The organism is Pseudomonas sp. GW822-FHT05A08, assembly GCF_058800485.1.
The window spans coordinates 826,922-839,488 of sequence record NZ_CM179511.1 but is presented as its reverse complement, the minus strand read 5'-3'; the positions used below and the strand labels follow the sequence as shown (position 1 = coordinate 839,488).

The following is a 12,567-nucleotide window of genomic DNA, read 5'->3' as shown; positions in this document are numbered from 1 at the left end:
CTACCCTGGCCGACAGGCAAAAGGGTGTCATGCAATATCAATTTACAAACGCCAGAACAGCTCATGCCGGCGTACCGCCTTGCGGAAAAACTCGTTCTCGCCATAAGGCGAAGCGGCGCGGCCAGCCAGCACACGCTGCAGGACCCGTCGCAGCCGGCGCTTGAACGGCGCTCGCGGCTGCAGGTCGTGCATCATGCCCAGGGCCATCGCCTTGTCCCGTTGCTGTTCGACCGACAGCGGCAAGCAGCAGGGCCTGAGCACCTGGGCCGGGTCGAACACCGGCGGCAGGGCAATGCCCGCCCCTGAATCGCCCATCGGCCAGCGGTCGTTGTCATGCAAATGGTTGGCATAACCGAGCAAGGTGGTCGGCTGCCACTCCAGCCCCTGCAACGCTTCCAATACCGCCTGCTGGGCGCAGATGTGGTCCGGGTGCGGGTCGAGTGTCGGATGCGGCAGCACTATCACCTCGGGGCGGGCCTTGAGCAACAGCGCCCGCAGGTCGGCCAGGAGATTGTTCCAGGTCGGCGCGCCATCGGCATCCGCCGGCAACGGGAACGGGTTGAACTTGCGGAACAGGCGGATATCCGACAGTTCGGCCTCGCGGGACGCCACAGGCCGGTTCGGCGCCGCCTGCATGGCCGGCAGTTGCAGGCAGAAATACCCCAGCTGCACACAACGTTCCTCGGCGACCCCGGCCCAACGCGGCACCGCAATGCTGTCCCAGGCCCGCAGCCGACCCTTGATCCGCGCCGCATCTGCAGCGTTCATGCCCATCTGCCGGTAATGCTCGGCTTCGATCTCGCCCGCGGTCAACGTGACGATCCAGGCTTCGTCGGCCTGGCTGTACAGACCGAAGGCCGCCAGTTCGGCATCGTCGGCATGGGGGGCGATGACCATTACCCGCTGGTGGCGATAGTCCGGCTCGCGGAACACCGACAACAGCGGCTCGCCGTGCACCCGGCAGAAACGCCCGCGCAGTTGCAGCTCGCCGCTGGCCAGAGGTCGGGCCAGCCCGCTGAGGTTGAGATAACGCAAGCCGTTCACGCCACGCTCGAACGTCTGCCGATCCTGCTCCGCCAAGGAGACGGAGGGGTCGAAAAAGCGCCCCAGCCAGCTGCTGCTGACCTTTACCGCGAGGATCAGGGTTTCGTCCCCCGCCAGGTCGATCGCCTGGTCCAGCACCAAGCGCTGCTTGTCCAGGTGGACCTTGGGCTGCTCGGTGCCGAACGGAAAGCTGTACTGATAATCGTCCCGGGGCGAATAAAACAGATGGTCGGCGAACCAGGCCTCATGGGCCACCCAGGCCAGCACCGCGAGCAGCAGCGGCAGCCACCAGGCCACCAGCACACCGATAGCCACCAGTACCAGCAGGCCGATCAGCAGGCCCAGGCGCTTCTGCCGGCGATGGCGTTTGAGCAACTGTTGCTTGCGACTCGGAGGCTGATTCATACCGTGAACACCGGAACCGGATTGCACCAACGATCCTTGTATTCGCGATCGGCGCGACCGAAGGAGAAACGCAGCGGCTTGTCGATGGCCCGCGCCTGCTCCCAGGCGCTTTGCGTATTGAGGAAACTCAACACGCTGCCGGGGCTGAACTCGCGGGTTTCAGGATCGACGCCACCGTTGATGTATTCGACGCTGATCCACTCTGGCGCTTCGACCCGGTACACCAGCTGGATGGCGATTGGCGCATCGTTGAGGAAAATCACCGAACCGATCAGTAACTCGCGCAGCAACTCGATGACTTCGGCCATGCGCTCGGCACCGGTGGCCGGGAACCCCCAGCGCCGCTGGAACAGATCGCAGTAGATGGCCGCCAGCTCCTGGCTGGAGAACTCGCTGACCGGGCGCACCACGCCGCCCGCCTCTTCCAGCAAGCGCAGTTCGCGGCGCTGGTTGTAGCGGAACTTCTTCGACAGCTCTTCAGGTGTGCGGGCCATGGCCAATTGCTCGGCCTGGAGCTTGAGGGTGCTGAACCGGCCCTGGTTCAAGGCCGACAGATAACGACCGCGATGACGCAGCGGGGCCTGGGTCTCAGGCGCCGCCGGCAGGATCAGCTCGGCGTTGCCCAGGTCGAACAGGCCTTTCTTGCCACGGCGCTTGAGCACGTCCTTGGACAGCGCCAGGTCGCGCCCCCAGGTCGGGATCGCCGCCCGCAGTTCACCGGCCTGTTCCCAGGCCAGGTAGCGGACCGGGATGCCCGCCAGGTTCGCCAGGCGTTCCACCACCAGTGGGTGGGTGGCGACGCTGCCGCCAAAACGCTGCCAGGCGGCGGCATAAGTCGAGGCGTCGACGACCGACCAGCCACGCTCGCGCCAGCCTTGGAATCGATTGAGCATCAGGGCCTCGCGGTCAGATCGGTAACTTGCGGCAGACGCCAGAAGGCGTCGCGTACAGCACGGTCGGAGAAGCGCTCGCGCAGGCGCTCGAACATCAGCTCGGCGCACAGCAAGCGCTGGTTCTCATCCATCCCGGCCAGGTGTTGCAGGCCCTGGGCCATATGCTCGGCATCGCCCAGCGGGAACAGGATGCCGACGCCTTCGACCACTTCCTTGGCACCGCCACAGGCCGTCGCCAGCAAAGGCACGCCAGCGGCCATGGCCTCCAGCAGCACCATGCCGAATGGCTCGTGGTCGGAGCTCAGGGCAAAGGCATCGAAAGCACGGAAATAACGCCGGGCTTCTGTGACCTGGCCGAGGAACAGCACGCGGTCGGCAATGCCCAGCTCGCGGGAAAGGTCCTTGAGGTTCTGCTCCAGACGCCCGCTACCGAGAATCGCCAGCTGGCTTTCCCGAGGCAGCCCCGGCAATGCCGCGGCAAACCCGCGCAGCAGGGTGGCCTGGTCCTTGTCCGGGTGCAGACGCCCGACATTGCCGACGATCCAGGCGGAAGGCGACAGCCCCAGTTCCTGGCGCGCTTCGGCCTTGGACAACTGGGTAGCCTGCAAGGCTTCGACGTCGATCCGGTTGTACAGCGTCTGAATCCGCGCCGCCGGCCATTGTGGCAGGCAACTGCGCATGTCATCGCGCACCGCGTCGGACACGCCGAGCAGGCTCAGGCGCTTGCGGAACAGGTTGGCGAACAGGCGGCGACTGCCGCGCTGGTAATCGCCAAACGCGTGATGCACGCCGATCACCGGCAACGCGGTGCCCAGCAATGCGATGTAGATCGGCTTGAAACGGTGGGCGATGCAGAAGCTGAAGTTGCGCGACGCGGCAATCTTGCGCAGGTCGCGTATCGCCCCCAGCTTCAGGCCACGAATGGCCTTGGAGCTGTATTCCATGAACAGCACTTCGTCGCTGGCACAGGCATCGGCCACCTCGGCATCGGCGACCCCGGTGAGGAACACCGTGGTCACGCGATAGCCGCTGCCCGCGAACAGGCTGGCATATTGCCGGGCACAGTCCAGGAACGGCCCGTCATAGCCGTGGCAGAACTGCAGGACGTGGCGCTCAGCCGAGCGTGTCATAAGGATCCACGCCGTCTTTGACTACCAGGATGTCTTCCATGATCAGGTACTGCAGATCGGAGCCGAAGAACATGTTCAGGGCGTCGGTCGGCGAGCAGATCATCGGCTCGCCACGGCGATTGAGCGAGGTGTTCAGCGACACGCCGTTGCCGGTCAGGACTTCCAGGGCCTTCATCATGTCGTAGTAGCGCGGGTTGTATTCGCGCTTGAGCACCTGGGCCCGGGAAGTGCCGTCTTCGTGGACCACTTCCGGCACGCGGGTCTTCCATTCTTCCGCCACTTCGAAGGTGAAGGTCATGAATGGCGCCGGGTGATCGACCTTGATCATCTGCGGACCGACGGTGTCGAGCATCGACGGGCAGAAAGGCCTCCAGCGCTCGCGGAACTTGATCTGCTCGTTGATGCGGTCGGCCACGCCGGTGGCGCTCGGGCAACCGATGATCGAACGACCGCCCAGGGCGCGCGGACCGAACTCCATGCGGCCCTGGAACCAGGCCACCGGGTTGCCGTCGACCATGATCTTGGCGATACGCTCGGGGGTGTTGTCGATCTGGCGCCAGGCCGGCTTGTTCGGGTGGCGGGCACAAGCGGCGATCACGTCTTCATTGCTGTAGGACGGGCCGAGATAGACGTGTTCCATCTTCTCCACCGGCACGCCGCGAGCGTGGGAAACATAGGCCGCGGCACCGACCGCGGTACCGGCATCGCCGGACGCCGGCTGCACGAACAGCTCTTTGACTTCCGGACGGGCGATGATCTTCTGGTTCAGCTTGACGTTCAGCGCACAGCCGCCGGCAAAGGCCAGCTTGCCGGTTTCCTTGAGGATGTCGCCCAGGTAGTGGTCGATCATCTGCAGCGCCAGCTTCTCGAACAGCGCCTGCATGCTGGCCGCGTAGTGGATGTACGGCTCGTCGGCGATATCGCCTTCGCGCTTCGGACCCAGCCACTCGATCAGCTTCGGCGAGAAGTAGAAACCCTTGCCCTTCTCTTTATAACGGCGCAGGCCGATGACGTTGGCGTAATCGGTGTTGATCACCAGTTCGCCGTTTTCAAAGCTGGCCAGGCGGGAGAAATCGTACTTGCTGGCATCGCCGTACGGCGCCATGCCCATGACCTTGAACTCGCCGTCGAGCATCTCGAAGCCGAGGAACTCGGTGATCGCGCCATACAGGCCGCCGAGGGAGTCCGGATCGAAAAATTCCTTGATCTTGTGGATCTTGCCGTTTTCGCCGTAGCCGAAGAAAGTCGTGGCGTACTCGCCCTTGCCGTCGATCCCGAGGATCGCGGTCTTCTCCTTGAAGCCGGAGCAGTGGTAGGCGCTGGAAGCGTGAGCCAGGTGGTGCTCGACCGGCTCGATCTTGATCTTCTTCGGATCGAAGCCCAGTTGCTCGAGGCACCAGACGATCTTGTTGCGATAACGCTTGTAGCGGCGGTTGCCCATCAGGATCGCGTCGAGGGCGCGGTCCGGGGCGTACCAGTAACGCTTGGCGTAGTGCCAGCGGGCCTTGCCGAACAGGCTGATCGGGGCGAACGGGATCGCCACCACGTCAACGTCGGAAGGCTTGATGCCGGCCTGTTCCAGACAGAACTTCGCCGATTCGTAGGGCATGCGGTTCTTTGCATGTTTATCGCGTACGAAGCGCTCTTCTTCAGCCGCCGCCACCAGCTTGCCGTCGATGTACAGCGCTGCGGAAGGATCATGGCTAAGGGCGCCGGACAGGCCAAGAATCGTCAATGCCACAGGGGTCTAGCCTCGTTTAGTCTGCATGCGGGCGCGATGCGCCTTGAAAATGATGTGTGCTCGCAAGGGGCGAGAAACAACGAAAGGGCGGGATTATAACGTAAAAGAAGGGGCAAGCCTCTAGCGACAAGCGCCAAGGCTGAAGCGCCTCACTCCCTGTAGCCGCTGCCGCAGGCTGCGATAAGGCCCGCAGGGTCTTCCGAGGGCCTCAAAAGCAGCGCCTCCTGCGGAGTCGATCGCAGCCTGTGGCAGCGGCTACAAGTCGCAGGTCAGCCCATGGACGATTCGGCGGTTTTAGGCAGGCGCTGGTCGATGACCTGATACAGCGCGCTGCTTTCTGGCCAGTTACGCATGAAGCGCGCACGGTCGCGGGCGTAGGCCGGGGCGAAGCTGCCGAGGCTGTGGTGCTGGCACATGGAATCCAGGTCGATCAGCGCCCAGCGGTCCTCTTGCCAGAACAGGTTGTGCCCCTTGAAGTCGCCATGGCTGATGCGTTCGCGGATCAACTCGGCAAACAGCCGGTCCAGCGCCTGCAACTCCGCTTCCGGAGCCGCGCCGCTGTCGATATAGGGCGCGAAGCGTTCGATGATGTCCGGCCCCGCCAGGTATTCGGTCACCAGATAGGCCCGACTGCGCAGCCAGAGAAAACGCTTCTCCAGCAAGGCCAGCGGCTTGGGCGTGGCAATGCCGAGGAACGCCAGGCGATTGCCCTCCTGCCACGAATGCCAGGCCCGGCTGGGACGCCAGAAGCGCTTGAGCCAATGGGCAAAACCCTTGATGTTGTAGCGCTTGACCACCAGGGTGCGGCCCGCCACTTCGACCCGGCCGACGCTGGCGGCGCCACCGGTCTTGTACAGGTGCCCCTGGTCCAGCAGCGCGTCGGCCTGCTCCAGCACCGGCAGCATCGCCGCCTCTTCCTCGCGCCGAATCGCCCGCAAGGCGAAGGGCCCGCGCAGCACGCTGAACAGGGTGCACTCGCGACCGACCTTGTTGAGGAAATCCTTCAAGCGCCAGCTGCGCACCTTGTCCACCTGCTTCTGCAAGGCTTCCAGCGGCAAGGCATGCTCGGCATTGTTCAGCAGGTAATGCACCAGCAGCTCTTCGGTGAAGGGCTCCAGGCTCTTGGGCAGCTGGGCGAAAAACACCCCGAGGTTTTCCAGGACTTTCTGCCGGGACAGCGGTTTGCCCGCCTGTTCCACGCAGATCCCGGCGCCGTCGATCAGGTACAACTTGCCCTGATGACGCAGCAGGTTGTCCAGATGCAGGTCTTCCTGCCACAGGCCCTTGCCGTGCAATTCGGCGATGGCGGCCAGGGCTTCGGCGAGTACCGCCTGCTGCTCATCAGCCAACGCTGGCAACGATTCCACCTGTTTCCAGGCATCGCCCAGGCTCTCGGAGCCTTCCAGGAACTCGAACAGCAGCCAGCCGCCCTCGCCTTCCTTCAGGCCGTCTGCCAGCAGCAACGGCGTGGTCATGCCCTGCTCTTCAAGCAAGCGCACGCCTTGCAGTTCGCGCTGGAAATGCCGCGCCGCCTTGGCCCCCACCAGTAACTTGGCCAGCACCGGACGCCCGCGCCATACACCGGCGCCGACGTAGCGCTGCCCCGGCAGCACCCGCAGCAGGCTGAGCAACTGCAGCGTGGCCGGCCCGGCAGCGTCGGCCAGCTCCAGGCTCAACGGCAGGCTTGGCGCGCGACCGGCCCGTTCAAGTTCGGACAGACGCATCAACGAGTCTCCTTGTGGCTGCGGCGTGCACTCAGGCGGTTCAGCCAGGCATCGACCAGCGAGCTGTCCCGCGGCTGATCCAGATACGCCGCAAGCAAGGCGCGCACATCGCTCTCACTCCAGACCGGGGCGCGACGCAACAGCGGCTCCAGGTCCTTGACCCGGTCACGCTGGCCGAACAACAGCGGACGGGTCTTTTCCAGGTCGATCAATTGCGCCTGGTAACCGTCGCCGGTGGCCCGCAGGAAAATATGCTTGGGATAAAAACAGCCGTGCACCTGGCGCACCGCATGCAGCTGGCGCGCCAGCAGGCCACAGGCCCGCAGGATCGCCGCGTGCTGGTCCGGGCTGAGCTGCGCCCATTGCTGCAGCAGCGAATCCAGGTCGTTCCAGCCATCCAGCGCCCGGGTCAGCAGGATCGCCCGGGTTTCGCCAGCCACCTTGCGCTCGCCAAAGAAGGCCGCCTGCAGCGCTGGAATGCCCAACTGCTGGTAGCGGCTGATATTGCGAAACTCGCGGGCGAAACTCGGCTCGCCGAACGGCCGGTGCAGGGTCCGCGTCAGGTAGTTGCTCTGGCGCTTGAGGTAGTAGCCGTGGCCTTCCAGGTCAAGGCGATACACGCTGCTCCAGCCCCCACCATCGGTGTTGGGCTCGTCCACCGCCTCAAGTTGCTTGGCCCACAACGCGTCGAAGCTGTCGAGGCCGTGGCGCTCCAGCAACGCACGGTCCTGAGCCGCCAGGAAATCGGTCATTCGCGTCCCTCGAAAAATCTCAGCACATGCCGGATGCGGCACTTGTCCGCGGAATTCAGCCGGGTGCGCTGGCGGTACTGCAAATAGAAGCGCAGGCGCTGGGTGGCGGACAAATGATACTTGGCCACCTTGTCCAGGCACGCCAGGTCCTTGGTGATCCGGTACTTGAGCCAGAAACCGCGCCAGAAATCGCCATTGGGGCAATCGATCAGGTAAAGCCGGACCTCATCGTCGATCAGCAGGTTGCGCCACTTCAAGTCGTTATGGGTGAAGCGATGCTCATGCATGATCCGCGTGTAGCGCGCCAGCTGCTGGCTGACCCGGTCCACCCAGGCCCGATCGGCCAGCAGCGGGTCGTTGCGCTCGGCCAGGACCGACAGGTCTTCGGTGCGTGGCAGCTCGCGGGTGATCATCGCCCCCCGGTCGTAAGCCAGGCCACGGCGCTCCAGACCCCAGGCCACCACCTCCGCCGTGGGAATGCCCCACTTGGCGAAACGCTTGAGGTTCTGCCACTCGGACTTGACCCGCGGCTTGCCCAGATAGCGCCGCAGGTTCTTGCCGGCGCCGGTGTAGCGCTTGACGTAATAGTTGATGCCGTTGCGTTCGACCCGGATGACCTCCGACAACGGGTCGCGGGTCAGGTGTTCGCCCTCGAGGGCAAAGACCGCATCCAGACTGCCGAAGTCCTGCGCCAGCTCCTGATATCCAGGTTCAAGGTTCCAACCCGCCATCAGAGCGCATCTCCGTATCGCTGCTTGCGTGCGTAGAGCTTGTTGGCCTTGCCCTCCAGCCAGGCCAGCAGAGGCGCTTCGTCGCTCAGGATCTGGCGCAACGGCTGCTGGAAATAACCCTTGAGGAAGCGCAGCTTGTCGCGCCGGGTCAGGCCGATATCCAGTGCCGAGAAATACAGCGCCGCCAGGTCCTTGTCGCGCCAGCGCCGGGTGATGGCCGGGCGGGTCTGGGCGCGGTGCAGGTCGATCACCGAGAGCTTGAAGTCATCCGGCGTCACCGGCTTGTCGGTGTGCAGCAGGAAGTGGCAGATGTAGCAGTCACGATGGTTGACCCCGGCGCGGTGCATCATGCCGGTCATGCGCGCCACTTCGGCGATCAGCGCGCGCTTGAGCCTGGGCTGCGGCGGCTGCTTGACCCAGTCGATGCTGAAGTCTTCGAGGCTGATGGTCGGCGCCAGCTCCTCGGTGACGATGAACGAATGCTGGTTGGCCGGGTTGCTGCCGCGTTCGCCATAGGCGACGGCGGTCATGGTCGGCACACCGGCTTCCTGCAGGCGCTGGATGGCCTGCCATTCCTGGCCCGCGCCGAGCACCGGCAGCTTGACGGTGAGCAGGTTCTTGAAGATCTCGCCCCAACCGATACCGCGGTGAATCTTTACGAAGAACCCTTCGCCAGCCACCTCGGTACGCAAGGTACGGCGGGCTTCCAGTTCACGGTAGACCTGGCCGTCCAGACGCTCGACTTCGGCGAACGCATCGCGCCCGGCCCAAAGGGTCTTGAACGGTTCGGCAAGAATCAACTTCATCAGTGTTGCTCCGCCAGAATCACATCCGCAGCGTGCTGCGGCATGCTATAGAGGTCGGCCGTCTCGGCGAACGCCAGGCCGTTACGGCTCCAGGTCGCGCGTGCAGCGTCGTCGGTCAACATGGTGTTCAGGTATTGATTGAGCTGTCCCTGCTCCAGTGGCTCGTCCAGTACCAGGCCGCTGTCGGCCTCGGCGATGTAATGGGCATAACCGCAGACCGCGCTGACCAGCACCGGCAAGCCGGCCACCAGCGCTTCCAGCAACACGGTGCCGGTGTTTTCGTTGTACGCCGGGTGGATCAACAGGTCGGCGCCCAGCAGGAAACGCGGAATATCACTGCGCCCCTTGAGGAACTGCACATGCTCGCCCAGGCCCAATGCCGCGCTCTGTAATTGGAATACTTTGGGGTCGTCCTGGCCAATTACAAATAGCCGGGTGCGTTTCTTCAGCTCCGGCGGCAAGGCAGCCACAGCCTTGAGGCTGCGATCCACGCCCTTGGTCTTGAACCCGGAGCCGATCTGCACCAGCAGCAAATCATCGTCTTTCAGGGCGAACTCGCGACGGAATTCGGCGCGGATCTCGGCCGCGTTGGCCGGCGCGCGACGGTCCTGGGCGATGCCTGGCGGCAGCAGGTGGAAACGCTCCACCGGGGTGTCGTAATGCTTGATGAACAGCGGCTGCTGGACCTCGGAAATCATCAGCACTTCGGTCTTGGCGTCCCGGGCGAACACCGCCCGCTCGTATTCGGCGAAGTGCCGGTAGCGGCCCCAGCGGCGGTACAGCGAGTGGCGCAGGTTCTGCGCCTTGTCTTCGAAGCAGCCGTCGGCGGCGTAGTACACGTCCAGGCCGGGCATCTTGTTGAAGCCGATCAGGCGGTCCACCGGACGCTTGGCCAGGTCGGCCTCCATCCAGGCGCTGAGCTTCTCGTTACGACGATGGTTGAAGAACGCCTTGACCGGCGCCACCAGCACCTCGAAACCCGGCGGCACATCGCCTTCCCAGATCAGCGTATAGACGCGAATCCGGTGCCCGCGTTTCTGGCACTCCAGGGCGATGCGCATGAAGTCCCGTTGCAGGCCGCCGAACGGGAAGTATTTATAAAGGACAAAAGCCAATTGCATCAGCGCAGCTCCTCAGCCAGTAACAACCTGCTCAGCCGGCTGGCGACACGCTCAGGATTCAGACGCGTGAAGCACAGCGGCCACTCGCGTTTCAGGTCGAACCGCCGCTGATCTTCAGCCGTCGGTTGATAGGTGCATTTTTTCTGCAGGCACGGCGCGCAGGGGAAGTCGCTGGCCATGTGGATCTGCGCCTTGCCATAGGCACCGGTCAGGCCCGGGTTGGTCGGACCGAACAGGGAAATGGTCGGCACATCCAGCGCCGCGGCGAGATGGCCAAGCCCGGTATCCACCGCGACGCAGGCCCGGGCTTGCGCCAGCACCTTGGCGACGCCCGCCAGGTTCAGCTTCGGCAGCACCGTGGCGTTGCTCAGGCCCTGGGCAATACGCTCGGCCCGGGCCTTCTCCGCCGGGTTGCCCCACGGCAACTTGACCTCGACGCCCAACTGGCCCATGCGTTCGGCCAGCTCGCGCCAATAGGCTTGCGGCCAGTGCTTGGTGTCCCAGGTGGTGCCGTGCAGGAACACCACGAACGGCTTGGGCCGCGGCAACTCCACCAGTTTCTCGACGTTCAGGCCGTAATCGCCCAGGCCTTGGGGCAAGTCATACCCCAGCGCCACGGCGAACAGCTGGCGCACGCGCTCCACGGCATGCTGGCCGCGGGCGACGGCCAGGCGCCGCGAGTAGAAACGCGCCGCCAGGGGCTCGCGTGCCGACTGCTTGTCCAGGCCGGCCACCGGCGCCTTGACGTAGCGCGTCAGCCAGGCGCTTTTCAGCAAGCCCTGGGCGTCGATCACCAGATCGTACTTGGTGGCACGCACGCTTTGCTTGAAGCGCCGCCACTCGCCACTCTTGATGGTCTGCCAGATGTTCTTGCGCCAGCGGCGAATCGCCACCGGGATCACTTTATCCACAGCCGGGTGCCAGGTCGGGATTTCCGCGAACCCCTCTTCCACCACCCAGTCGAACTTGATCCCCGGGATCGCCCGCGCCGCATCGGTCAGCGCCGGCAGCGCATGAATCACGTCGCCCAGGGAAGAGGTCTTGATCAACAGTACCCGCACTTACCGAACCTCGACCGCGGTGCCTTGCAACCGCTGCAAGGCCTGGTCCACCGAGTCGGGCAGCAGCTGGCGCAGGCAGTTGTAATGGCCAAAGCGGCAGGTGCGATCGAAGCACGGGCTGCACTCGATGCCCAGGCGCACGACCTCGACCTGGTCGGCCAAGGGCGGGGTGAACCCCGGAGACGTCGAGCCGTACACCGCCACCAGCGGGCGATTCAGCGCCGCCGCCACGTGCATCAGCCCGGAGTCGTTGGACACCACGGAATCGGCGCAGGACAGCAGGTCGATGGCCTCGGCCAGGGAGGTGCCGCCGCAGAGGTTGACCGACTCTTCGCGCAGCCCAGGAATCAGCCGGGCGCGAATGTCTTCGCCGACCACGTGATCGTTCTTCGAACCGAACAGCCAGACCTGCCAGCCCTCACGGATCTTCAGTTCGGCAACCTTGGCGTAATGCTCGGACGGCCAGCGCTTGGCCTCGCCGAACTCGGCTCCCGGACACAGCGCCAGCACCGGGCGGTCCAGGGTCAGGCCGAACTTGGCCAGCGCCGCTTCGCGGCTGGCCGGATCGATCTGCAGGTCGGGACGCGGATACGGCTTGGGCAGCTCGGCGCCCGGCTCGTAAGCCAGGGCCATGAAGCGCTCGATCATCAGCGGATAACGTTCTTTGTCCAGCGTGCGCACGTCGTTGAGCAGGCCGTAGCGGAACTCGCCACGCCAGCCGGTGCGTTGCGCGATGCCGGCAAAAAACGGCACCAGCGCCGACTTCAGCGAGTTGGGCAGCAGGATGGCCTGGTCGTACTGGCCGACCAGGGATTTGCCGATGCGCCGGCGAGTCGCCAGTTCCAGCACGCCGTGGCCGAGCGGGAAGCTCAAGGCCCGCCGCACTTGCGGCATGCGCTCCAGGATCGGCCGGCTCCACTCGGGGGCCAGCACGTCGATCTCGCATTGAGGATGGCGCTGTTTCAGGCACTGGAAGAGTGTCTGCGCCATCACCATGTCACCGACCCAACTGGGCCCAACGATCAGAATATTCATGTGGTTTCCAAAAACGAACCGGGGAGGCTTACGCCTCCCCGCCTCGAGAATCCAGCCCTGCGGCATTCACCGCCAGCTCATTGTGGACGAGCCGCAACCTGGCTCGCCGGATACATTTGTGGCA

At 64.5% G+C, this 12,567-nt stretch carries 11 protein-coding genes; all 11 read right to left on the bottom strand.

Features of this window, described 5'->3' with window-relative positions; translation table 11 throughout:
- Positions 1-42 precede the first annotated feature (42 nt).
- The gene (locus tag AC3RCP_RS03775; protein ID WP_101336653.1) at positions 43-1,449 is read right to left on the bottom strand and encodes a PIG-L deacetylase family protein; all 1,407 of its coding nucleotides are present in this window, start codon (positions 1,447-1,449) and stop codon (positions 43-45) included.
- Positions 1,446-2,342, bottom strand: a complete 897-nt coding sequence (locus AC3RCP_RS03770; protein ID WP_101336652.1) for an antimicrobial resistance protein Mig-14 — start codon at positions 2,340-2,342, stop codon at positions 1,446-1,448. The genes AC3RCP_RS03775 and AC3RCP_RS03770 overlap by 4 nt, the downstream gene beginning before the upstream one ends.
- Positions 2,342-3,472 (bottom strand): glycosyltransferase, encoded by a 1,131-nt coding sequence (locus AC3RCP_RS03765; RefSeq protein WP_101336651.1) that lies wholly within the window; start codon positions 3,470-3,472, stop codon positions 2,342-2,344. The genes AC3RCP_RS03770 and AC3RCP_RS03765 overlap by 1 nt, the downstream gene beginning before the upstream one ends.
- Positions 3,456-5,213 (bottom strand): carbamoyltransferase family protein, encoded by a 1,758-nt coding sequence (locus tag AC3RCP_RS03760; protein ID WP_007922192.1) that lies wholly within the window; start codon positions 5,211-5,213, stop codon positions 3,456-3,458. The genes AC3RCP_RS03765 and AC3RCP_RS03760 overlap by 17 nt, the downstream gene beginning before the upstream one ends.
- 269 nt (positions 5,214-5,482) lie before the next feature.
- On the bottom strand, positions 5,483-6,937 hold the full coding sequence (locus AC3RCP_RS03755) for a lipopolysaccharide kinase InaA family protein (protein WP_101336650.1): 1,455 nt from the start codon (positions 6,935-6,937) through the stop codon (positions 5,483-5,485).
- Positions 6,937-7,689, bottom strand: a complete 753-nt coding sequence (locus tag AC3RCP_RS03750) for a lipopolysaccharide kinase InaA family protein (RefSeq protein ID WP_492571405.1) — start codon at positions 7,687-7,689, stop codon at positions 6,937-6,939. The genes AC3RCP_RS03755 and AC3RCP_RS03750 overlap by 1 nt, the downstream gene beginning before the upstream one ends.
- Positions 7,686-8,420, bottom strand: a complete 735-nt coding sequence (locus tag AC3RCP_RS03745) for a lipopolysaccharide kinase InaA family protein (RefSeq protein WP_492571404.1) — start codon at positions 8,418-8,420, stop codon at positions 7,686-7,688. The genes AC3RCP_RS03750 and AC3RCP_RS03745 overlap by 4 nt, the downstream gene beginning before the upstream one ends.
- A complete protein-coding gene (gene rfaP / locus AC3RCP_RS03740) occupies positions 8,420-9,226 on the bottom strand; it encodes a lipopolysaccharide core heptose(I) kinase RfaP (RefSeq protein ID WP_053259391.1) in 807 nt (268 codons plus the stop codon). Before rfaP ends, AC3RCP_RS03745 begins: the two co-directional genes overlap by 1 nt.
- The gene (locus AC3RCP_RS03735) at positions 9,226-10,347 is read right to left on the bottom strand and encodes a glycosyltransferase family 4 protein (RefSeq protein ID WP_007926797.1); all 1,122 of its coding nucleotides are present in this window, start codon (positions 10,345-10,347) and stop codon (positions 9,226-9,228) included. The genes rfaP and AC3RCP_RS03735 overlap by 1 nt, the downstream gene beginning before the upstream one ends.
- Positions 10,347-11,408, bottom strand: a complete 1,062-nt coding sequence (gene waaC / locus AC3RCP_RS03730) for a lipopolysaccharide heptosyltransferase I (protein WP_053259389.1) — start codon at positions 11,406-11,408, stop codon at positions 10,347-10,349. Before waaC ends, AC3RCP_RS03735 begins: the two co-directional genes overlap by 1 nt.
- Entirely contained in the window at positions 11,409-12,443 is a 1,035-nt protein-coding gene (waaF, locus tag AC3RCP_RS03725; RefSeq protein WP_007926799.1) for a lipopolysaccharide heptosyltransferase II, read from the bottom strand.
- Positions 12,444-12,567 lie beyond the last annotated feature (124 nt).